This is a genomic window from Consotaella salsifontis (genome assembly GCF_900167365.1).
GTDB lineage: Bacteria > Pseudomonadota > Alphaproteobacteria > Rhizobiales > Rhizobiaceae > Consotaella > Consotaella salsifontis.
Genome location: NZ_FUXL01000001.1, coordinates 101,302 through 121,527 on the forward strand (window position 1 = coordinate 101,302; position 20,226 = coordinate 121,527).

The 20,226-nt window shown below is 64.9% G+C and carries 21 protein-coding genes and 2 tRNA genes; 12 read left to right on the plus strand and 11 right to left on the minus strand.

The annotated features are described in order from the left end of the window. Positions 1-6: 6 nt before the first annotated feature. Complete coding sequence (locus B5D38_RS00465; protein WP_078706418.1) at positions 7-438, plus strand: CBS domain-containing protein; 432 nt, start codon at positions 7-9, stop codon at positions 436-438. A gap of 34 nt (positions 439-472) precedes the next feature. On the opposite strand, the gene hisI is transcribed toward B5D38_RS00465, so the two are convergent. Beyond that, on the minus strand, positions 473-877 hold the full coding sequence (gene hisI, locus B5D38_RS00470; protein ID WP_078706691.1) for a phosphoribosyl-AMP cyclohydrolase: 405 nt from the start codon (positions 875-877) through the stop codon (positions 473-475). A gap of 8 nt (positions 878-885) precedes the next feature. Next, a complete protein-coding gene (folE, locus tag B5D38_RS00475; protein ID WP_078706419.1) occupies positions 886-1,494 on the minus strand; it encodes a GTP cyclohydrolase I FolE in 609 nt (202 codons plus the stop codon). A 229-nt stretch (positions 1,495-1,723) separates the two neighbouring features. Here folE and B5D38_RS00480 point away from each other — a divergent pair, with 229 nt between their 5' ends. The 3 genes from B5D38_RS00480 to thrS all read left to right on the plus strand — a co-directional run bounded on the left by B5D38_RS00480 (position 1,724) and on the right by thrS (position 4,645). Further along, positions 1,724-2,176: an iron-sulfur cluster assembly scaffold protein gene (locus tag B5D38_RS00480; protein ID WP_078706420.1), complete on the plus strand. Its 453-nt coding sequence runs from the start codon at positions 1,724-1,726 to the stop codon at positions 2,174-2,176. A gap of 2 nt (positions 2,177-2,178) precedes the next feature. After that, a complete protein-coding gene (gene yidD / locus B5D38_RS00485) occupies positions 2,179-2,520 on the plus strand; it encodes a membrane protein insertion efficiency factor YidD (RefSeq protein WP_078706421.1) in 342 nt (113 codons plus the stop codon). A 145-nt stretch (positions 2,521-2,665) separates the two neighbouring features. Then, positions 2,666-4,645 carry a threonine--tRNA ligase gene (gene thrS / locus B5D38_RS00490; RefSeq protein WP_078706422.1) on the plus strand — a complete coding sequence of 660 codons (1,980 nt, stop codon included), beginning with the start codon at positions 2,666-2,668 and terminating at the stop codon, positions 4,643-4,645. Between the two features lie 39 nt (positions 4,646-4,684). On the opposite strand, the gene B5D38_RS00495 is transcribed toward thrS, so the two are convergent. After that, positions 4,685-5,758, minus strand: coding sequence for a hypothetical protein (locus B5D38_RS00495; RefSeq protein ID WP_245318692.1), 1,074 nt, complete (start codon positions 5,756-5,758; stop codon positions 4,685-4,687). A gap of 346 nt (positions 5,759-6,104) precedes the next feature. Between B5D38_RS00495 and B5D38_RS00500 the strand changes: the two genes are divergently transcribed. The 3 genes from B5D38_RS00500 to B5D38_RS00510 all read left to right on the plus strand — a co-directional run bounded on the left by B5D38_RS00500 (position 6,105) and on the right by B5D38_RS00510 (position 8,543). Next, entirely contained in the window at positions 6,105-6,677 is a 573-nt protein-coding gene (locus B5D38_RS00500) for a nitroreductase family protein (protein ID WP_078706693.1), read from the plus strand. 3 nt (positions 6,678-6,680) lie between these two features. Next, positions 6,681-7,316, plus strand: coding sequence for a flavin reductase family protein (locus B5D38_RS00505; RefSeq protein ID WP_078706423.1), 636 nt, complete (start codon positions 6,681-6,683; stop codon positions 7,314-7,316). Between the two features lie 90 nt (positions 7,317-7,406). After that, positions 7,407-8,543: a DUF2336 domain-containing protein gene (locus B5D38_RS00510; protein ID WP_078706424.1), complete on the plus strand. Its 1,137-nt coding sequence runs from the start codon at positions 7,407-7,409 to the stop codon at positions 8,541-8,543. Positions 8,544-8,560: 17 nt separating this feature from the next. On the opposite strand, the gene B5D38_RS00515 is transcribed toward B5D38_RS00510, so the two are convergent. Both B5D38_RS00515 and B5D38_RS22125 read right to left on the minus strand, forming a co-directional pair. Beyond that, positions 8,561-9,331: an NAD kinase gene (locus B5D38_RS00515; RefSeq protein WP_078706425.1), complete on the minus strand. Its 771-nt coding sequence runs from the start codon at positions 9,329-9,331 to the stop codon at positions 8,561-8,563. Between the two features lie 140 nt (positions 9,332-9,471). Continuing rightward, positions 9,472-9,636: a hypothetical protein gene (locus B5D38_RS22125; protein ID WP_165690743.1), complete on the minus strand. Its 165-nt coding sequence runs from the start codon at positions 9,634-9,636 to the stop codon at positions 9,472-9,474. A gap of 222 nt (positions 9,637-9,858) precedes the next feature. On the opposite strand from B5D38_RS22125, the gene B5D38_RS00520 reads away from it, so the two are divergent. Then, a tRNA-Thr gene (locus tag B5D38_RS00520) sits at positions 9,859-9,933 on the plus strand. Positions 9,934-9,993: 60 nt separating this feature from the next. On the opposite strand, the gene fni is transcribed toward B5D38_RS00520, so the two are convergent. Continuing rightward, positions 9,994-11,079 carry a type 2 isopentenyl-diphosphate Delta-isomerase gene (gene fni / locus B5D38_RS00525; protein WP_245318694.1) on the minus strand — a complete coding sequence of 362 codons (1,086 nt, stop codon included), beginning with the start codon at positions 11,077-11,079 and terminating at the stop codon, positions 9,994-9,996. 204 nt (positions 11,080-11,283) lie between these two features. On the opposite strand from fni, the gene B5D38_RS00530 reads away from it, so the two are divergent. After that, positions 11,284-12,153, plus strand: coding sequence for a polyprenyl synthetase family protein (locus tag B5D38_RS00530; RefSeq protein ID WP_245318695.1), 870 nt, complete (start codon positions 11,284-11,286; stop codon positions 12,151-12,153). A 33-nt stretch (positions 12,154-12,186) separates the two neighbouring features. On the opposite strand, the gene B5D38_RS00535 is transcribed toward B5D38_RS00530, so the two are convergent. The 4 genes from B5D38_RS00535 to B5D38_RS00550 are packed head-to-tail and all read right to left on the minus strand — an operon-like array spanning position 12,187 to position 17,099. Next, entirely contained in the window at positions 12,187-13,149 is a 963-nt protein-coding gene (locus B5D38_RS00535) for a phytoene/squalene synthase family protein (RefSeq protein WP_245318696.1), read from the minus strand. After that, positions 13,146-14,678 (minus strand): phytoene desaturase, encoded by a 1,533-nt coding sequence (locus tag B5D38_RS00540; RefSeq protein WP_078706428.1) that lies wholly within the window; start codon positions 14,676-14,678, stop codon positions 13,146-13,148. Before B5D38_RS00540 ends, B5D38_RS00535 begins: the two co-directional genes overlap by 4 nt. Before the next feature lie 4 nt (positions 14,679-14,682). Beyond that, positions 14,683-15,837, minus strand: coding sequence for a lycopene beta-cyclase CrtY (gene crtY / locus B5D38_RS00545; protein ID WP_078706429.1), 1,155 nt, complete (start codon positions 15,835-15,837; stop codon positions 14,683-14,685). Next, positions 15,834-17,099, minus strand: coding sequence for a glycosyltransferase (locus B5D38_RS00550; RefSeq protein WP_078706430.1), 1,266 nt, complete (start codon positions 17,097-17,099; stop codon positions 15,834-15,836). Before B5D38_RS00550 ends, crtY begins: the two co-directional genes overlap by 4 nt. Positions 17,100-17,294: 195 nt before the next feature. On the opposite strand from B5D38_RS00550, the gene B5D38_RS00555 reads away from it, so the two are divergent. Continuing rightward, positions 17,295-17,834, plus strand: a complete 540-nt coding sequence (locus tag B5D38_RS00555; RefSeq protein ID WP_165690744.1) for a DUF2585 family protein — start codon at positions 17,295-17,297, stop codon at positions 17,832-17,834. Positions 17,835-17,947: 113 nt separating this feature from the next. Next, a complete protein-coding gene (locus B5D38_RS00560) occupies positions 17,948-18,460 on the plus strand; it encodes a sterol desaturase family protein (RefSeq protein WP_207552864.1) in 513 nt (170 codons plus the stop codon). A 65-nt stretch (positions 18,461-18,525) separates the two neighbouring features. On the opposite strand, the gene B5D38_RS00565 is transcribed toward B5D38_RS00560, so the two are convergent. Then, positions 18,526-18,601 (minus strand) — tRNA-Lys (locus tag B5D38_RS00565). Between the two features lie 323 nt (positions 18,602-18,924). On the opposite strand from B5D38_RS00565, the gene B5D38_RS00570 reads away from it, so the two are divergent. Further along, positions 18,925-20,139 (plus strand): NnrS family protein, encoded by a 1,215-nt coding sequence (locus B5D38_RS00570; RefSeq protein WP_078706432.1) that lies wholly within the window; start codon positions 18,925-18,927, stop codon positions 20,137-20,139. Positions 20,140-20,226 lie beyond the last annotated feature (87 nt).

Consider the following 20,226-nt stretch of genomic DNA (forward strand, 5'->3'; position numbering starts at 1 on the left):
ACACGGATGACGGTCAAGCACATCCTGGAGCGCAAGGGCAGGGACGTCGTGACGATGCAGCCCACCGCGACTTTGGCCGAGGCAGCTCAGCTTTTGGCGCAGAAGCGCATCGGCGCGGTGGTGCTGTTGGATGGTGACGGCAAGGTCAATGGCATCCTTTCCGAGCGCGACATCGTTCGCCTGATCGGAACCAAGGGCATCTCTGCCCTGGAGGAGCCCGTCTCCAAGGTGATGACGCTGAAGGTCGTCACTTGCCCTGAGAATACCACCGTCATCGAGGCGATGGAGATCATGACGGAACGCCGCTTCCGCCATCTTCCGGTGATCGAGGAGGGCAAACTGGTCGGTCTGGTCTCGATCGGCGATATCGTTGCCGAGCGCATCGCTCGCGCCGAGCAGGAGGCGGAGGACATCCGCAACTACATCGCCACGAGCTAATCAAAGCGCTTGATGACAGAGCGCGCCGGACGAGTCAGTCGCCGGCGCGGCTCTCTGTTGTGGTGAGCACCGGAGCTCCGTCTCGCCATTCCACGGTGCGATAAAAGCAGGTCGTGCGTCGCGTGTGGCAGGTGTCTTCAGGGCGCGCAACCTCCACCTTCAGCCAAACGGCATCCTGGTCGCAGTCAACGCGGACCTCCTTGACGGTCTGAAGCGCGCCCGAGGTTTCGCCTTTCCTCCAAAGCGCTTGGCGCGAGCGGCTGAAGTAGTGCGCAACGCCCGTTTGCAGCGTCAGGTCCAACGCCTCTCGATTCATGTGTGCGACCATGAGAAGCCCCCCGCTGTTGACGTCGGTGACGACGGCGGTGATGAGCCCCTTGTCGTCGAAACGGGGAGAAAGGGTCCGCCCTTCTTCAAGCTCGAGATTGCCCGTGGCCATCGTGTCGCTCACCGCGTCCCGAGCATGCCAAGAAAGCGCGCCTGCTCGTCCTTGTCCTCGAAGGCCCCGCGAAAGACGGTGGTGATGGTCTTCGCGCCCTTGGTCCGCACGCCGCGCATCGACATGCACATATGCTCGGCCTCGATCACCACGGCGACGCCCTTTGGCGCGAGCACTTCCTCGATGGCGGAGGCGACTTGCGCGGTCAAAGCTTCCTGGGTTTGGAGTCGCCGGCCGAAGACCTCGATGCAGCGCGCGATTTTGGAAAGCCCGACCACCCGCCCAGCGGGCCGATAGCCGACATGGGCACGCCCGATGATGGGCACCATGTGATGCTCGCAGTGGGAGAAGAAGTCGATGTCGCGCACCAGGACGATGTCGTCGTAGCCCGCGACCTCCTCGAAGGTGCGCCCGAGAATGTCGGCCGGGTCCTGCCGATAACCGCCGAAAAGCTCTTCGTAGGCGCGCACGACACGGGCCGGCGTCTCCAGAAGCCCCTCTCGCGAGGGATCGTCACCGGCCCAGCGGATAAGGGTCGCGACGGCGGCCTCGGCCTCCTCGCGGCTCGGTCGCGCGGTCTCCGCGGCATTGGGGAAACGTTCGACGATGGCGTTCATGCCGCTGTTCTTTCTCTGTTCAAGCGACTGCGGGTCGGTCTGTGGCGGCCTGTCGGCTGTCCGGCATGGGATTGTGCCGCCAGGCAGGCTGGGCATTGCGGGAGAGGCGGAGACGTGGTGCGATTGTCTGCCCTGCCAACTGCGCCTTTCGACAGCGCATCCGCGCGCTTATATAGAACACGGCAACCGCCATTTGAAGTTCGCATCAATAGCAGGAGAGCGGGCAACCATGATCGATGACGTCTATAACGCCCGTATCCTTGAGCTTGCGGGAAATATTCCGCGCATCGGCCGTCTCGATGATGCCGATGCCTCGGCAACCGCCCACTCCAAGCTTTGCGGCTCGACCGTCACCATCTACCTGAAGCTCAAGGACGGGGTCGTGTCGGATTTCGCCCATGAGGTGAAGGCCTGCGCGCTGGGGCAGGCTTCCTCTTCGGTCATGGCTCGCGTCATCATCGGAGCGACTCCTGAGGAATTGCGAGCGGTGCGCGGTGAAATGCTGCGCATGCTGAAGGAAAACGGTGCGCCACCGACGGGGCGTTTCGAGGACCTGAAATACCTTGAGCCGGTCCGTGATTATAAGGCCCGGCACGCCTCCACGATGCTGACCTTTGATGCGGTCGTTGAGGCCTTGGACAAAATCGCCGCCGCGGACCAGCCGGCAAGCGCCATCGCCTGATCATGGGTCGCTGCGGTCATTCTCATGGAGATGAACGGGACCGCAAAGCGAGCTCGCGCCGTGGCGCAACGCGCAACTACGATGGGCCGTGGCCGAGGACGCCGGGCCGCCTTCTCGGCATCGGGTTCATTCGGCTGTACCAGTTGACCTTGTCCGGCTTCGTTGGCGGGCATTGCCGCCATATTCCGACCTGCTCGGAATATGGCTTCGAGGCGATCGCGCGCCATGGTCTCCTCGCCGGGGGATGGCTGACCGCAAAGCGCGTCGCCCGCTGCAACCCGTTCGGGACGGCGGGGCTCGATCCGGTGCCGACGGAGTTGCCGGCGAGAGCGAAAGAGAAGTAGCGCCGCTGCGACCGCTGCCGCGCCGGAGGTCAGCCTCGCTCCGGGCTGAAGTTTACATTGCCGAACCGCGCCGGTAAGACGCGCTCGCGTGCGAAGCACCCCTTGAGCCACCCGCGATCGTTGGCGGGACTGGATGGAGAGACTGATGTCCCAAGCTGTCGAACTGATTTTCCCTGATCAATCCACTCGCTCATACGACGCCGCCACGACCGGGCGTGAGGTCGCTGAATCGATTTCCAAGTCGTTGGCCAAGAAGGCCGTCGCCTATGCTCTCGATGGGCAGCTGCGCGACCTCACCGATCCGCTCGGCCAGGCTGGCAAGATCGAGATCGTCACTCGCGACGATCCGCGTGCTCTGGAACTGATCCGCCACGATGCGGCGCACGTGATGGCCGAGGCGGTCCAGGAGTTGTGGCCGGGAACGCAGGTGACGATCGGCCCGGTGATCGAGAACGGCTTCTATTACGACTTCGCGCGCGAAACGCCTTTCACGCCCGATGATCTTCCGGTGATCGAAAAGAAGATGGCCGAGATCATCCGCCGCAATGCGCCCTTCACCAAGGAGGTGTGGCCGCGCCAGAAGGCGAAGGACGTCTTTGCCGAGAAGGGCGAAGGCTTCAAGGTCGAGCTGGTGGACGCGATCCCCGAGGATCAGGACGTCAAGATCTATCGCCAGGGCGAGTGGTTCGACCTCTGCCGCGGACCGCACATGGATGCGACGGGCCGCATCGGCGACGCCTTTAAGCTGATGAAGGTGGCGGGTGCCTATTGGCGCGGCGATTCGGATCGGCCGATGCTGACCCGCATCTACGGCACGGCATGGGCCAATCAGGAGCAGCTCAAGGCCTACCTCACCATGCTCGAGGAGGCCGAGAAGCGCGACCATCGCCGCCTGGGCCGCGAGATGGACCTCTTCCATTTCCAGGAGGAGGGGCCCGGCGTGGTGTTCTGGCACGCCAAGGGCTGGAAGATGTTCCAGACCCTTCTCGCCTACATGCGCCGGCGCATCGAAGACGATTACGACGAGGTCAACGCACCGCAGGTTCTCGACAATGCGCTTTGGAAGACCTCGGGCCATTGGGGCTGGTATCGCGAGAACATGTTCGCGGTGACATGCGCCGACGAAGAGGCGGAGGATCACCGCGTCTTCGCCCTGAAGCCGATGAACTGCCCCGGCCATGTTCAGATCTTCAAGCACGGTCTGAAGTCCTATCGCGAGCTTCCGATTCGACTGGCGGAATTCGGTGCGGTGCATCGTTACGAGCCGTCCGGCGCCCTGCATGGGCTGATGCGTGTTCGCGGCTTCACGCAGGACGACGCGCACATCTTCTGCACCGAGGACCAGCTGGAAGCCGAGATCCTGAAGATCAACGACCTCATGATGTCGGTCTACAAGGACTTCGGCTTCAACGAGGTCGTGGTGAAGCTCGCCACTCGCCCGGAAAAGCGCGTCGGCACCGACGAGATGTGGGATCACGCGGAAGACATCCTGAAGCGCGCGCTCGACCGGATGGCGCGTGAGGATAGCCGCATCAAGACCGGCATCAACGAAGGCGAGGGCACCTTCTACGGTCCGAAGTTCGAATACACCTTGAAGGACGCCATCGGCCGCGAATGGCAGTGCGGCACGACGCAGGTCGACTTCAACCTGCCGGAGCGTTTCGGCGCTTTCTATATCGACAAGGATTCGGAGAAGAAGCAGCCGGTGATGATCCACCGCGCGATTGTCGGCTCGCTCGAGCGTTTTCTCGGCATCCTGATCGAGAGCCACGCCGGGCATTTCCCGCTCTGGTTCGCCCCGGTCCAGGCGGTCGTGGCGACCATCACCTCGGACGCCGATGATTATGCCCTGGAGGTCGCCTCGGCGATGAAGGCGCATGGGCTGCGGGTCGAGACGGATCTTCGCAACGAGAAGATCAACTACAAGATCCGCGAGCACTCGCTGGCCAAGGTCCCGGTCATCCTGGTCTGCGGCAAGCGCGAGGCCGAAGAGCGCACCGTCAACATCCGCCGGCTCGGCCAGCGCGATCAGAGCTCGGCGAGCCTCGACGATGCGCTGGCAAGTCTCGTCGCCGAGGCGGTGCCGCCGGATGTTGCCCGCGAAGAGGCGACTTCGGTCGCCTGACGGCAGCGTCAGAACGCTCGAAAACGGCTCCGGCGGCGCTTAGTCGCCTGAGCCCTCCTCGGCGCCTGGTGCGCCGAGCGCGTCGCTCGTCATGACTTCCACGTCGGTATTGGCGCTGGAGACGACCTCGAATTCGCGCTGATAGACGTGATCCTTGTTGCGGGCGACGACCACATAGTCGCCTTCGGCCAGGATCATTGAGGGAAAGGCGCCGACGCTCTCGCGAATGACGTCTCCGGACGGTGTGGAAACCGACCAGGCGGTATCGGCGATCGCCTCGCCGCCCTCTTCGCGAACCAATTTGAACGTCAGTTGCGCGGCATGGTGCTCGACGGTCGCCTCGGTCAGCTTGCCGGCCTCGACGCGGATGTCGGCGCGGACGACGGCGTTGTCGCTGCCATAGTGCGAGACGACTTGATACGTGCCGGCGTTGAGCCGCAGCGTCTGGCCCGGAGTGACGCCGGTGGCGATCATTTGGCGGTCGCGTTCGTTGGCCGCGGCCGTATAGACGTCGAAAAGAAGCTTGTCAGCTGGAACGGGCTCATGATCGGCAAGCACGGCGTTGAGCTTCAGCCCGCCGCATTCCAGCACCACCAGTTCCCGCGTCCGAAGTCCGGTAAAATTGATGCGCTTGGTGATTCCCGCCCGGCCATAGGCCGCGTGCAGAATGTACGATCCGGGCGCAACGTCCAGCGTCACCGCGCCGCCGGTCGCCGTCGCCACCAGCGGGAGTTTGCCGTCGGAGCCGGGGATCGGCGAGAACAGCCGCCAGACAACGCCGCTCGGTACGGCTTGGCCGTCCTCCACGAGACGGGCCTCCAACGCCAGGGCCCTGCGAGGCTGTTCCAGGAGCTGCGGCACCGGCTGCGGCGCATAGGCCGGCAGGCCAGGCACGGTGATGTTCGGAACAGGGATCTTCCCGAAACCTTCGGGCAGCGCGATGGGGTTCAGCGTCTTGAGCGGTCCTGTCCGGGGCACGCCGACCGCATCCGGCGTCGGCACGAGACCGCCGCCGGGAATGGCGGAGGGTGAGGCATAGGCGCCACTCGGGTGGTCCTCGAATCCCCGCAGGCTCCGATCGAGGAACGAGGGGATCGGGGCGGATTGAGCCATCGCGGAACAAACGCCGCCCGCCAAAAGGAGCGTCGCAGCCGACGACAAACAAACGAGTCTGCGCACGTCTTCCCTTTCTCGCGACATTCCCATGGCGCCGTTTCATCGCAACTCGGCGACGAATTCAAGGCAGCATCGCCGCTGTATGCTGGAACCGGTGGAACGGGACCGCCCTTGCGGCTAAGAGACAGTCGCTGGATTCCGTCCATGAGATGCTGATCAAGCGCGTCGGAAATTATCGATTCGATCGGCAAGGCTTCTACGTATCGTGGCGGCGCATTGTCCGGATACCCCTTGGCGGCAATGCAGTCGCCTGTGAGACAGGAAGGATTGTCCCTTGAACCAGATGCTGGACGTTCTCTCGCGCCGACGCTCTGTTCCGCTGCCCATGATGGGCGAGCCGGGGCCGACGCAAGAGCAGCTGGACCAGATGCTCGCCATTGCCGCGCGCGTGCCGGATCATGGCAAGCTCGCCCCCTGGCGCTTCATCCTCTACCGTGGCGCGGCCGCCACTGGCATTGGTGAAGCGCTGGCCGCGCTGGTCGAGGCGCGCGAAGGGGATTCCATGACGGAAACGCGCCGCATGGTGGAGCAGAACCGATTCACCCGCTCGCCCCTCGTTATCGGGGTCATCTCGACGGCCAAGCCGCACGTCAAGATTCCTGAATGGGAGCAGGTGATGTCGGGCGCCGCGGCGGCGATGAACCTCATCGATGCGGCTTATGCGTTCGGTTACGGCGCCAATTGGGTGACGGAGTGGGTGGCCTACGACGACGAAGCAAAGGCTATCCTGGGCATCGCGCCGGATGAGCGGGTGATCGGCTTCATCCATATCGGCACGGCGAAGGAGGTAATCGAGGATCGTCGGCGGCCAGTGATGGCCGACATCGTGACCGAAGCATCCGCGCCCATGGTCTGAGCCATGTTCTACGAGACGCGCGACAATCGCCACGGCCTGCCGCATGATCCGTTCAAGGCGATCGTCGCGCCGCGTCCGATCGGCTGGATCTCCACGCGCACAGGCAGCGGCGCGGTTAATCTGGCACCCTACAGCTTTTTCAATGCGATTTCCGATCAGCCGAAGCTCGTCATGTTCTCCTCGGCCGGCATGAAGGACACGGCGACGTTCGCCATTGAGAGCGGCGAGTTCGTTGCCAACCTCGCAACCGAAGCGCTGGCCGAGGCGGTCAATCGCTCGTCCGCGCCGGCGCCCCGCGGCGAAAGCGAATTTGCCATCGCAGGGCTCACCGAAGCACCTTGCATTCTCGTGGCCGCGCCGCGCGTCGCCGAGAGCCCGGCCGCGCTCGAATGCAAGGTGACGGAGTGGTTCCACCCGAAGTCGCTGGAAGGCGATGCGTCCGCCAACGTGGTGGTCATCGGTGAGGTCGTCGGCATCCACCTCGACGAGTCGATCATCAAGGACGGAATCGTCGACATGACGCTGGCCCGGCCCTTGGCCCGCCTCGGCTATTTCGATTATTCGGCCGCCTCGCAGGTCTTCCAGATGCGACGGCCCAAGGCGCCCGATGCTTCGGATATTCCGCCTCGGCATGGTTGAGGCGACATTACCAAGTATGGTGAACGATTCCTAAACCTTTCCTGGGCACACTGGGCCGCAGCAAACTTCTTAAGGGGCGCGGACCTGCCCATGGGTGTCGAGCGATTTCATGATTGGTGGCGGCGCGCGTCCTGCGCGGAGCGATGCTACGGCGTCGCCGCGCTTGCCGCGGCCTGGGTCGAGGGGCTGCTCTCGCCGGACGAAATCCGCGATCTCGAAACCACCTTCTCCCTGATTCTCAACGATCCGTCGCCGAAGGTGCGCAAGGTCTTGGCCGAGGCGCTGGCCGAATCGCGACGGGCGCCTGCCACCATTCTTAGGGCCCTTGCCGAGGATGTCGACGACATCGCAGTGATCGTCGCGGAACGCTCGCCGATCCTCGACGACATCGACCTCATCGATCTCTTGTCGAACGGCAACGAGCGGCTTCAGTGCGCCATCGCCCGTCGCCGCTTCGTGTCGTCGCGTCTCGCAGCGGCGATCATCGAGGTCGCGGGCGCTTCCGCTTGCCTTGAACTGCTGAACAACGAGGCGGCGGCCGTGGCCGGCGTCAGCCTGCAGCGGTTGGCAGCGCGTTTCGGCGATGTCGTCGCTATCCGCGCGGCGCTTCTCGACCGAAGGGATCTGCCGGCGAGCGTTCGCCATCTCCTGATCGCGCGCACCGCGAGCGCCCTGGCGGAGACCGGGCTGGTGCGCAACGTCCTGGGTGCGAAAAAGGCCGACGCGATCGCCGTGTCCGCGTGCGAGCGCGCCACGGCGCTCCTTTCCGAAAGCGTACCGGCCTCCGAAGTGCCCGCGCTCGTCGAGCATCTGCGCCTGAGCGGCGCGCTGTCGCCGGCATTTCTGATCCGCGCGGTCGTGCGCGGCAATGTCGATCTGTTCGCCGCCGCGCTGGTGGCGCTGAGCGGGCGCTCGGAGCGGCGGGTAAGAGCGATCGTGGTCAACGGCCGGCCGGGAGCCTTCGCGGCTCTTCTCCAGGACTGCGGACTGCCGGCCGAGACGGCGCCGCTTTTCAGGGCAACCATCGACGCATGGAAGCGAGCCGTCAGCTCCGGCGCCGTCGCGGACACGGTGGAGACACCCTTTGCCGTGGCGCGGGAGGTTCAGAAGGGCTTCGGCGAGAGCGGAGGAGGGAGCGCCGGCGATCTTTCCGAGCTTTTGCGGCGTCTTTCGCGCGAGGCCGCCGACGATGCCGTTTCCCAGCGCGCGCGACGCATCGCGGCTTGAGCCGCCGCCGCCCGGCGTCAGTATCGGAACTGTTCCGCCAGGATTCTCTCCTCCCACGAGTGCTCGGGATCGAAGAGGATGAACGCCTTGACCTCGGTCGTCTCGCGGATCGTCACTTGCCGGACCCTGCGCACTTCCGTGTGGTCGGCAAAGGCCGTGACCGGCCTCTTTTCGGCCTCCAAAACGGTGATCTCGACAGTCTGATGGTTCGGCAGCAGGGCCCCGCGCCAGCGCCGGGGGCGAAAGGCGCAGACCGGGGTGAGCGCCAGCAGCGGCGCCTCAATGGGAATGATCGGGCCATGAGCTGACAAATTGTAGGCGGTGGAGCCGATCGGGGTGGCCACCATCACGCCGTCGCAGACGAGTTCTTCCAGCCGCGTCTTGCCGTCGATCTCAATCTTCAGACGGGCCGCCTGATAGGACTGCCGCAATAGCGACACCTCGTTCACCGCGAGCGCGGTGCGTGAGCGCCCGTTGTGGTCGATCGCCACCATCTCCAGCGGATGGATGCAGGTCTTGACCGCCGAGGCGAGCCGCTCGCGAAGGTTCTCCTCGCGGAACTCGTTCATCATGAAGCCGACCGTGCCCTTGTTCATGCCATAGGTCGGCTTTCCGCTGTTCATGAAGCGATGCAGAACCTGCAGCATGAAGCCATCGCCGCCGAGAGCGACGATCACGTCTGCATCCTCGGGGCGATCGTTGCCGTAGAGAGCCGCAAGGCGCTGCGCCGCCTCCGTGGCCTCGGGCGCCCGGCTGGCAAGAAAGGAGATGGAGAGGGGGCTGGACATCGAACGCTCGTATGACCTGGTTCCGGTTCCGGGCTAACATGCCGCGCACCCTTGCGGAAGCGCCGTCGCGAGAACCTCCCTTGCGACGCCAAGGCATAAACGCATGGCCGAGCACGCTCCAGCCCCAAAACCCGGAGGGCTCAGGGTCTTGGCAAAACGTACCACGCCACCAGCAGAGCAATGAGGCAGACCAGATAGGTCGTCGCCACGGCGCGCATCCTGGCGGGGCTACGGCGACGATAGCCGTCATACCAAGCCACCGCCGCCATGATCGTGCCCAACGCGCCAATCCAAAAAGCCCACATGATGGCACCCCTTTCGAATGCCGCATCTGTTGGATACAACGCAGATTTCAACGGGGGAACTTGTCGCGCCGTATCGAAATCAGCCCCTGCTCCGTCGTCTGCCGCGATGAACAGCTGGGAGACGGTGCCAATCCATGCTGCGCTCGTGCTGGAAACAACGCCATCAGCCGCCGCCTTCGGGACTTGCGTTGGCGACAGGCATTCTCTAGGGATTCGCCTGGAGCCGGATTAGCTCAGCGGTAGAGCAGCGGTTTTGTAAACCGAAGGTCGGGGGTTCAATCCCCTCATCCGGCACCACTTCCTGCATTTTCACGGTCAAGATCAGGGCGAAGCCTTTTCGAGGTTCCGGCCGGCGGCCTATGGTAGGCTGGGCGCGGCGGCGCTTGCCGGCGAAGGCAGGAGCGGAGCCTGTCGCAGGGCCGCCAAATCCTTCGATCCCGTGCAAAAGCAGGCGATCCTCAGCTCCTCGATAACGGCCGAGAAATGATCGATCGCGGCTTCGGCGGATTGTTCCGCGCTGGCAAGGCCGGAAGCCGCCTGTCCCACGAGGTCGGCGCCGAGTCGAAGGGCCTTGGCGGCATCCAGCCCGTCGCGCACGCCGCCAGACCCGATGATGAACGCATCGGGACAGAACTCCCTCACTTCGCGAATGGCGGCAGCGGTGGGAATACCCCAATCGCTGAAGCGAGCGGCAATGTCGCGGCGGCGCTCGTCCGGCGCTCGCTCAGCCTCCACCGCTGCCCAGCTGGTGCCGCCCGCACCCGCGACATCTATGATGGACACACCAATCTCCGTCAGCCGCCGAGCCACGCGCCCGGAGATTCCAGCCCCCACCTCCTTGACGATCAAGGGCACAGGCAGCTCGCGGCGAAGCGCAGCGATGGCTTCCAACACACCTCGCCATCGACGGTCGCCACCCGTCTGAACCGCCTCCTGCAGGGGATTGAGATGGATGATCAGGCCGTCGGCCTCGATCATCTCGATCGCCCGCAGCGCTTCCGGCACGCCATAGCCGGCCACGAGCTGAGCAGCGCCGATATTGGCAAGGATCGGCACGCTGGGAGCGGTCCTGCGCAGTGATTTGCCGAGGCCGCATGACGCGTGTCCCTCAATGGCGATGCGCTGGGAGCCGACCGCGAAGGCGATTTTCAAGGTTTCGGCGGCTTCCGCCAGATGATGATTGATCCGTCCCGCGCGCTCCGGGCCGCCCGTCATGGACGAAATGAGGAGAGGCGCCGCGAGCGTGCGTCCGAGGAAGTCTTGCGAAAGATCGATCTTGTCGAAATCCAGCTCGGGCAGGGCGCAATGCTCGAACTGGACGGCTTCGAAGCCGGTCGGGAGGCGCGCGCCGGACTGTGACGCCGACAGAACGATGTCGAGGTGGTCGCCCTTTCGTGCGGCGATGCCGGATGGCGCCCTCGCTCTGTTTTCCTCACTGCTCAACGGCCCCGCCCTTTGCCCCATTTCAACCAAAGTTCATCGGCGGGGACTTGGCATCCCCACCTCATTGGCCACCTATGGAGTAATGGAGAGCATTTTGCCGCAGAGTCCAGCGTCAACGCGATGTGAAACGTTCATATGACAAGCGATTTCAGGACCAGCATCGACGGTTGCCGTGATCGGATCAACCGGGCATTAGAGGAATTGATGCCGAAGACGCTTGCCGGGCAGGATCTTCTTAACGCGGCACTGAAAGATGCCGTTCTCGCGCCGGGAAAGCGGCTGCGGCCGATACTCACGGTCCTGACGGCTGAAGACCTTGGCGGCAATGCCGAGGCTGCCGTGGCCGCTGGCTGCGCGGTCGAGCTGGTCCATGCCGCGTCTCTCGTGCTCGACGACATGCCCTGCATGGATGACGCGCTCCTGCGCCGGAGCCGGCCCGCCATCCATGTCGCCTTTGGCGAGGATTTGGCGCTGCTTTCGGCCATGGCCATGCTGAGCGGGGCCTATCAGGTCTTGGCCGAAATCGAGGCTCTGCCGGCGCCGGCGCGCCTGGAAGCGATCACGATCCTCTCCGCCGCTGTGGGGCCTCACGGCCTCATCGGCGGGCAGTTCGCCGATCTGCGGGAAGGACGCTACGGCCGAAAGGTGCCGGAGATCGCTTTTGCCAACGGTCTCAAAACGGGTTCCCTCCTTGCCGCGGCAGTGGAAATCGGCGGTGTCGTGGCCGGGGTGACTGATCAAACGAAGAGCGGTCTGCGGGCATTCGCTCTCGAACTGGGACAGGCCTTCCAATTGCTGGACGATCTTCTCGACGTTGGATCGAGCACCGTTATGGTCGGGAAGGACGTCGGCCAGGACGAGGGAAAGTCCACCATCGTCTCGATCATTGGCAAATCCGCCGTCGAAAGGCAGATCCAGGGCCACATCGCCGCGGCCCATGGCAGGCTGACGGAGATTTTCGGACCGGGCAGCCGGTTGCATGCTCTGGTGGACCTGATCATCGACCAGGCCGGTGCGGGCGGTGGGATCGCGGCGGAGGAAATGAGGGACAAGACGGGGCAGGGCACGGGGTAAAGCGCGGCCGTCGCCGTGGCGCCAAGGCGGCGTTTATTCCTGCTCCGGACGCTGCCAAAGATGGTGGGGGCGAGGCGTCGCGACGCTTCGGCGTGAGGCTAGAGCAAGGCGCGCGCCGTGCGCCAGAAGAACGAGCTTGTCCGCCTTCGACGTCGAGACCCGCTCGTCCCAGGCTCGCGGCCCCCGCCGCATAACCTCGATGCCGATCTGCCGGTAGATGGCGTGGGCGGCTGCGATCGCCCAGGCGGAGCGCATGGGAAGGTCGCGCAGGCCCATCAGCGCCGACGCGTAATAGGGATCGGCGGTTTCAACGAGCTGGCGGGCGAGATTGGCGAGCGCGGGCCGGTTCATCGGCGCGGCAATCTCCGCAGGCTCGATGCCCGCCGCCAAGAGCCAGTCGAGGGGCAGATAGACGCGGGCGTTTGCGGAATCCTCGACGATGTCGCGGGCGATGTTGGTGAGCTGGAAGGCGATGCCGAGATCGCACGCGCGGTCGAGCGTTGTAGGTTCTCGCACACCCATGATCATAGCCATCATCACACCGACGACGCCGGCCACACCGTAACAGTAGGCGAGAAGATCCTCCGCCGTCCGATAGCGCCGCCCGTCGACGTCCATGGCGAATCCGTCGAGATGGTCGAGCGCAAGCCGCATGGGTAGGTCATGTTGGCGCACCACCTCGGCAAGTGCGAGAAACGCGGGCTCGGGATCGGGATTTCCGGCAAAGGTCCGGCGCGTCTTCTCCCTGAGGTCCGCGAGACGGGTTGCGGCGGGAATGCTCGATGCGCGGCTACGATCCTGAAACCCCAGATGCTGCCCGTCCACCACGTCGTCGCAGTGCCGGCACCAGGCATAAAGCATCATCGCGCTACGCCGCGTCGCGGGGGCGAACAGCCGCGCCGCCACGGCGAAGCTCTGCGAGCCTTGGGCGATGGTCTCGGCGGAGATCCGTCCAAGCTCGGCGTTACGTCCCGGAGTTTCGATGCTCGCGCTCACGCCTGCTCCAACCTCCTTGCGGCGGCATCGGCCAGGAGGAGCCCGGCGGACGCCTTGGCCGATCCAATAACGCCTGGCACGCCCGCGCCGGGATGAGTGCCGGCCCCTACGAAATAGAGGTTGGCGATCTTGTCGTCGCGATTGTGGGTGCGGAAGAACGCGCTCTGGGTCAACACTGGATCGAGGGAGAAGGCCGAGCCCAGATGGGCGTTCAGTTCGTCGCGGAAATCCATCGGAGTGAAGATGCGGCTCGTCACGAGATCGGCCCGAAGGTTAGGAATGTAGCGCGCCTCCAGATAGTCGAAGATGCGGTCACGGTATTTCGGTCCCTCGACCGTCCAGTCGATGGGCGCGTTGCCGAGATGGGGAACCGGCGCCAGCACATAATAGCTTCCCGCGCCGGGCGGCGCGAGCGAGGGGTCGGTGGCACAGGGGCTGTGGAGATAGAGCGAAAAGTCGGACGCAAGTTCGCGCCCACGGAAGATTTCCTCGATGAGCGCGCGGTAGCGTGGGCCGAAGCAGACGGTGTGGTGTTTCAAATCGGGCCGGTGCCGCTTGAGACCGAAATAGATGACGAAGAGCGACATGGAGAACTTCATCTTCTTCAACCGCGCGGCTTCCTCCTCGCCGCGCGCCTCGCCCGCCAAAAGTCGTTCATAGGTGTGCACCACGTCGGCGTTGGATACGACGAAATCGGCGAGCAGTTGGCGCCCGTCCTTCAGACGGACGGAGCGGGCGCGGTTGTCCTGAACCTCGATGCGCTGGACCTCAGCCGAGAGTTCGACGCGCCCGCCAAGGTCCTCGAAGAGCCTGACCATGCCCCGCACCAGCGCGCCGGTGCCGCCGCGTGGAAACCACACCCCCCATTCGCGCTCCAGCGCGTGGATCAGCGCGTAGATCGATGAGGTGGCGAAGGGGTTGCCCCCCACCAGCAGCGAGTGGAAGGAGAAGGCCTGCCTCAGCTGCTCGTCGGCAATGAAGCGCGACACCATGGAATAGACGCTGCGCCACGCCTGAAGGCGCGCGAGCTGAGGGCCGGCGCGAACCATGTCGCGGAAGTTGAGGAAGGGCACGGTGCCGAGCTTCAGATAGCCTTCCTCGAAGACGGCCTGTGAATAGGCGAGAAACTTGTGGTATCCCTCGACATCGGCAGGATTGCGCGCGCTGATCTGCCCCTCGAGCGCCGCTTGGTCGTTAACGTAGTCGAACCAGCTGCCGTCCTCCCAACAGAGCCGATAGAAGGGAGAGACGGGCAACAGCTCGAGATAGTCGGACATCGACTTCCCGGAGAGCGAGAACAGCTCGTCCAGGGCCGTTGGATCGGTGATGACGGTTGGCCCGGCGTCGAAGATGAAGCCTTGATCCTCGTAGACATAGGCCCGGCCGCCGGGCTTGTCGCGCTTCTCGACCAGCGTCGTCGTGATGCCGCCCGCCTGGAGGCGGATGGCCGCCGCGAGGCCGCCAAAGCCCGAACCGATGACGACGGCCGTCTGACCCAGATCCTTCACGGCATCCTCCATTCCATCCATTTTCTTACCCTTCGGCGGCGAGCACACGCAGCGCGCGTCCGACCGGCACCGGCGGCCTGCCCGACAAAATGCGCCCCTTGTCGACGAGGCTGAGCCGACCCGCATAGAACCGTCCGATCAGCGGATCGGGAAGCCGGTGAAAATGCTCGAGGATTCGGTAGCGTTCCTGGGGTTCAGCCGCGAGGAAGAGCATCCGGTTGAGCATGCGGAAATAGCCGCGCCGCCGCCAGGTTTCGATCGAATGCGCCCGCACGAGCGCGAAGAGGGCCGCGGGCGAAAGGTCGCTCTGCCTCGCGATCAGGTCGGCGAGCCGCACCGCATCGGGCAGGGAATAGCCGGTCGTCGGATGAAACAAGGCTGCCGCGAGCCCGCTCGCCGGAACATCGCGCCGGTCGTTCCAGAAAGCCACGATATCGCCCGAGAGAGCTATCGGAAGAACGCCGCTTTCCTCCCGCACGACCTGACGGACCTGCCAGCCGGCCCGTTCCACGTAAGCCTCGATCCTCTCGCGCAAAGCGCTCGCGTCGAGGGCCTCGCCATCGGCGTAATAGGTGTCCTCCACGAGCAGGCGCGTCTCGCTGAAGGGGAGAAGATAGACGAAGCGATAGCCATCCTCCTGCGGCACCGTCGCATCCATGATGATCGGATGCGCGAGGCCGTGCGGGGCGGCAAGCTCCAGCTCCCGACCGAGAAACTTCTGGTGGCCGAGGCGAAGATGAGGGCTCGGCGCATGGCCGCGGCCATCGATGACCGCGCCGGCCGTGATCTCGCATCCGTCCTCAAGCCGGAGAAACTGCCGGGATAGCTCAACCGCCGGTGCCCGCGTGTGCGCCGCCGGCCCCAGGCATTCGCTCAGCACATTGTGGAAGCGCTCCGACGTAACGCTCCGGTAGCCGGACCCGATCAGTCGCCGGCGTCCGGGAAACCGCACCTCGTAGGACGGCCAGCGGTGGACGACGAAGGGCTCGATCCAGGCCTGCTCTTCAGGGGTAAGGTCGCCGTCGTGGAATGACCAGGTGTGATTGCCGCCGAACGTCTCGCCGGCCTCGAACAGCCGAACGACGAGATCCGGGCGCAGCACGCGCAGCCGATAGGCGATGAGCCCGTTGGCTAACCCGCCACCGACGAGGGCGATGTCACAGGATAGCTCTTCCGTCATGCCGCCCCCCGTCGCGGCGCGCTCGCCAGCACCGCCTCTTCCACGATGTCGGCGGCAAGCCGGAGGCCGCCGGAAGCGGCGATATCCCGCCCGATCGCTCTTGCCCTTTCGCGAAAGCCATCGTCATCGAGAAGTCGCTTCATCGCGTGGCGAGCCTTGCGTGCCGTCAGAAGCCGGGGCGACACGACGCTCCCCAGGCCATGATAGGCGATGCGACTGGCTACGCCCGGTTGGTCGAAGGCGATGGGGATCGCCAGAAGCGGAACGCCTGCCTCCAGCGCGTCGAGCACGGTGTTGAGACCGCCATGGGTGACGCAAAGATCGGCGCGAGCGAGCACCGCCCGTTGCGGCGCGAAATCGGTGATCCAGGTCGCGCCCACCGAGGCGGCCTGTCTGGCGTCGAGGCCCCCACAATGGGCGACGAGAAGCTGTGCGTCGAGTTCGCGGCAGGCCCGCGCCACCGCCTTGAAGAGCCCGAGGCGATGGCCCTGGAGCGTGCCGAGGGAGGCGAAGACGAAGGGCCGATGAGGATCGATGTCGAAGGGAAGGGCCGCGGCGGCGCCCCCGCTCTCACGGATCGGCCCGACATACCGCAGCGCATCCTTGTCCTTGCGCAGAAAGTCGAAGCTCTCAACGGCCTGGGTGATCTGCGCCAAGGGTGACAGGCAATCGGCGAGACTCTCGCGCGGGGAAAGACCGAAGCGCTCCGCCCAGGCCGCGACGGTGCGGCGCTGACGGGTCAACAGAAGGCGGGCCACCGCCTCGCCGCCCTGGTTGCGCTTCACGCCTTTGGGGCTTGGGTCGTAGGACCAGGGCAGGAAGGGCAGGGGGATTTGCGGTTCCGGGTTGATCGGCAGGGCGCAGGCAAGGGAGGCCAGCGGCAGGCCGAGATGGCCGGCGATCAGCCCCGCAGCCGGCTCCATCTGATCGCCGATCACGGCGTCGGCGCCGATCTCGCGCAGGATCGCAGGGGCCGAGCGGCATAGCGCGTCGGTCAGTCGGGCGGTGTCGGAGACGGTGCGCAGGATGCCGAGAGGACCTCGTGGCCGGGCCGCGCGCCGGATCACCACCTCGATCGGCTGGCTCGCATTGCCCGGCGCCACAATGCGAACGCTCGCGACATTTGAGCGAACCGCGCTCTCGGCGCCCGCGTTGAGCACGAAAGTCAGTCGATGGCCGCGCCTCGCCAATTCTCCCGCCAGCGCCTCGAAGACGCGGATATGGCTGAAGAAGGGCGGACAGATCAGGGCGAAGTGGGCCATCGGCCTCCGGGCGGCACGACGAGAGGCAACGCCTCGTCGATGTTGTCTGGCAAATTCTTCTGAGAGCCCAATCTATGGCCCGCCGCCGCCCTGCCAATGCATCCAGCGAAAGACCCCGATGACAATCAGCCATTTTCTCCCGCGGATGACGTGCTTGTGACGCCGGCGGCCGAATCATCGCGGACAGGCGAGACGGTGTTTCCTTTCGGCTTGCGCGGTCGGCTCGTGGTGGCTGGTGCGGTCATCGGCGCGCTGGTTCTGTGGCTCCATCTATGGGGCAGGCCGTGGATCTGTTCGTGCGGCGAGTTCCTGTTCTGGCAGGGCGCCCTCGAGGGGGGCCGGAATTCGCAGGCTGCAGCCGACTGGTACTCGCTGCTTCACGTCAATTTCGGCATCGGCCTGTTTCTTCTGGTGGATCGAACCGCCCCGCAATGGCCGACGGGCGCCAAAGCCCTGACTGCGCTCATCTCCAGCGCCGTCTGGGAGGCGATCGAGAACCTGCCTGTCGTCGTGGCCCTGTTCGGTACGCCGCCGGACGCTCCCGCCTATCTCGGCGACAGCATCCTCAACGCCCTCGGCGATACCGCGTTCGTGATGATCGGTTTTGTCCTGGCGGCTCGACTTCCGCTTTGGGCGGTGCTTGTCTTCGCGGCTGTGGCGGAAGGCGCCGTCTTCCTGGCGGTTGATGACGGGATGATCGTCGGTCTCCTGCGGCTGGTTGGTGCCGAGCTTTAGGCGCCCGCATCGGCGCGCCCTGCCGCTGGTGCGGCCGGAAAGCGGGCTTGCCGCGCCGGCCAGGGCGCATAATTCAAGCTTTGGCCGATGACACCGCGACCGGAGATGCCTGAATGATGCCGTTCCTCGTCAACAGCCTGATCGTCGTCCTCACGGTGATCGGCATGGAGATCGTGGCGGTTCTCGTCCATCGCTACATCATGCATGGCTGGGGCTGGGGCTGGCACCGTTCTCACCATGAGCCGCACGACGACGTCTTCGAGCGCAACGACCTTTACGCCGTCGTCTTCGCCGCGATTTCCATCGCCTTGATCTATTTCGGAACGCGCGGCGTCTGGCCGCTGACGTGGATCGGCGTCGGCATGGCGGTCTACGGGCTGCTCTATTTCATCGTGCATGATGGGCTGGTTCATCAGCGCTGGCCGTTCCGCTATCTGCCGCGGCGCGGCTACGCCAAGCGCCTTTATCAGGCGCACATGCTGCATCACGCCGTCGAGGGGCGGGAGGGATGCGTCTCGTTCGGCTTTCTTTATGCGCCCCCGGTGCCACGGCTGAAGGCCGAGCTGGGAAGAAAGCAGACGCTATCCAAGCGGGGGGCGAGCGAAAGCGGCTCCTCGCCCAGATGAGCCAGGAAACAGCGGTCAGCGTTCCCGACGAGGCAGGATGCGCACATTATATGAATGGAAAAGAATGGTGGGTGATACAGGGCTCGAACCTGTGACCCGCTGATTAAGAGTCAGCTGCTCTACCAACTGAGCTAATCACCCGAAGCCGGTCGGCGCCTCAACGCCGTCGGCAGGCGCGTATATACCCAGCTCGCCTGGCCGTGTCCACCACCCTTGATGCGGATTCTGGAGGGTTTTTCACAGCCGCGGCATTCTTCTTTTCTTTGGCCTCTTCCCTTGGTGAAATTTGGCATGCCGGAAGGGGGAAACCAGATCGCTCGCGGCAGGCTCCGACAGACAGAAGCAGTTCGAACGTTGCGACGCCGCAACGTTTGGAGGCGGACGAGAGGCGATGGTGCGCATTGAAAAAGCCGTATCCCAGCCGTTGCCGCCATCAAGCGCGGAATGTTTTAGTTGATAACCTCATGACGCCTTCACCCCATCTTGCCGCGCGCCGAACCCGGCAGGACGCCGGCTGGCTTTTCTCCGCAAGCTTCCGCCCGTTCTTTCTGGGCGCCGCGATCTTCGCGGCGCTTGCTGTCCCAGCCTGGGCCGTCATGTTCACTTCAGGATTCGGCGAGGTCGGTGGCATGCCGGCGCTCGTCTGGCATAGCCACGAGATGGTGTTCGGATTTTTGCCCGCCCTGTTTGCGGGCTATCTATTGACGACGACGCCGAACTGGTCCGGCCATCTGCCCGCCTCGGGACGGCCGCTCGCCGCTTTGTTCTCGCTCTGGGTGGCAGGCCGTATCCTGCCGCTCGTCCTGCCGTTCATCCTGGGCAGCATCGTCGACATTGCTTTTCCCGTAACGGTGGCTGCTTGCCTCGCGCGGGAGGGAAGGGCGCGCTCGGCCCAGCAGACGCGCCACGGGCTAATGCTGTTTCCTCTTCTGGCGGTTCTCTCTGGACTCCACCGTGTTGCGTCGGGCGATCCTGAATGGGCGGCGATGACGGCGCGTGGCGGTGTCGCCGTGGCGGTGCTGATGATCGCGGCGGTGGGCGGCCGCCTGGTGCCGAGTTTCACGCGTAACCTTTTGACCGGGCGGGGCGAGGAGCGGGTGCCCGAGCCTTATGGCCGCTTCGACGTCGCGGTTCTGATCCTGACACTGATCGGGCTCCTTCCGTGGGTCCTGTCACCGATGAGCCTGCCGGCATGCCTGTTCGCGGCGATCTGCTGCTTCGCGCACGCCGCCCGCCTGCTGCGCTGGCGCGGGTGGCTCTTACGGCAGGTGCCGGTCGTCTTCCTCCACGTCGGCTATCTCTGGGTCGTCGTGGGCTTCGGATTGGCAGCCCTGGCGGCGGAACCGCTTCTGCTGGTTCCGCCTGACGCCGCGCTTCATGCCTTTTCCGCCGGGGCGATCGGGGGGATGGCCATCGTGGTCATGGTGCAGCTGTCGCTGACAAGGGGCGCCGGGCACCGCCCCGCAAGTCGGCTCTGCCTCATCGCGATCTTGTTGATCGATAGTGGCGCAGTCTTGCGGGTGGCGGCCCCCGTCGACGGCGCGCGCTACCTGGAGTGGCTCGTGGCTGGTGCGGCTCTCTGGTCTCTCGGATTTGCCCTGTTTGCCCTCGCCCATGCACCCATCACGAGCGCGATAAGGTCATCGTCTGCTCCCACTCGCGCCAGTGGGTCGGACTGACGTCGACAAGGCGGCCGTTCTCCGCGTTCTCCCAACCCTCAGGAGTGCGCCGGCAGGGAAAGACAAGCTCATGCGGCGTCCCGCGTT

Bases quoted from the DNA above. Each gene is read 5' to 3' on its own strand.
- B5D38_RS00465 (WP_078706418.1), top strand. From the start codon at position 7: ATGACGGTCAAGCACATCCTGGAGCGCAAGGGCAGGGACGTCGTGACG.
- B5D38_RS00505 (WP_078706423.1), top strand. From the start codon at position 6,681: ATGTTCTACGAGACGCGCGACAATCGCCACGGCCTGCCGCATGATCCG.
- B5D38_RS00500 (WP_078706693.1), top strand. From the start codon at position 6,105: ATGCTGGACGTTCTCTCGCGCCGACGCTCTGTTCCGCTGCCCATGATG.
- B5D38_RS00515 (WP_078706425.1), bottom strand. From the start codon at position 9,331: ATGTCCAGCCCCCTCTCCATCTCCTTTCTTGCCAGCCGGGCGCCCGAG.
- thrS (WP_078706422.1), top strand. From the start codon at position 2,666: ATGTCCCAAGCTGTCGAACTGATTTTCCCTGATCAATCCACTCGCTCA.
- B5D38_RS00480 (WP_078706420.1), top strand. From the start codon at position 1,724: ATGATCGATGACGTCTATAACGCCCGTATCCTTGAGCTTGCGGGAAAT.
- yidD (WP_078706421.1), top strand. From the start codon at position 2,179: ATGGGTCGCTGCGGTCATTCTCATGGAGATGAACGGGACCGCAAAGCG.
- folE (WP_078706419.1), bottom strand. From the start codon at position 1,494: ATGAACGCCATCGTCGAACGTTTCCCCAATGCCGCGGAGACCGCGCGA.
- B5D38_RS00530 (WP_245318695.1), top strand. From the start codon at position 11,284: ATGCCGAAGACGCTTGCCGGGCAGGATCTTCTTAACGCGGCACTGAAA.
- B5D38_RS22125 (WP_165690743.1), bottom strand. From the start codon at position 9,636: ATGTGGGCTTTTTGGATTGGCGCGTTGGGCACGATCATGGCGGCGGTG.
- B5D38_RS00495 (WP_245318692.1), bottom strand. From the start codon at position 5,758: ATGGCTCAATCCGCCCCGATCCCCTCGTTCCTCGATCGGAGCCTGCGG.
- hisI (WP_078706691.1), bottom strand. From the start codon at position 877: ATGGCCACGGGCAATCTCGAGCTTGAAGAAGGGCGGACCCTTTCTCCC.
- B5D38_RS00550 (WP_078706430.1), bottom strand. From the start codon at position 17,099: ATGGCCCACTTCGCCCTGATCTGTCCGCCCTTCTTCAGCCATATCCGC.
- B5D38_RS00570 (WP_078706432.1), top strand. From the start codon at position 18,925: ATGACGCCTTCACCCCATCTTGCCGCGCGCCGAACCCGGCAGGACGCC.
- B5D38_RS00560 (WP_207552864.1), top strand. From the start codon at position 17,948: ATGATGCCGTTCCTCGTCAACAGCCTGATCGTCGTCCTCACGGTGATC.
- B5D38_RS00540 (WP_078706428.1), bottom strand. From the start codon at position 14,678: ATGGATGGAATGGAGGATGCCGTGAAGGATCTGGGTCAGACGGCCGTC.
- crtY (WP_078706429.1), bottom strand. From the start codon at position 15,837: ATGACGGAAGAGCTATCCTGTGACATCGCCCTCGTCGGTGGCGGGTTA.
- B5D38_RS00510 (WP_078706424.1), top strand. From the start codon at position 7,407: ATGGGTGTCGAGCGATTTCATGATTGGTGGCGGCGCGCGTCCTGCGCG.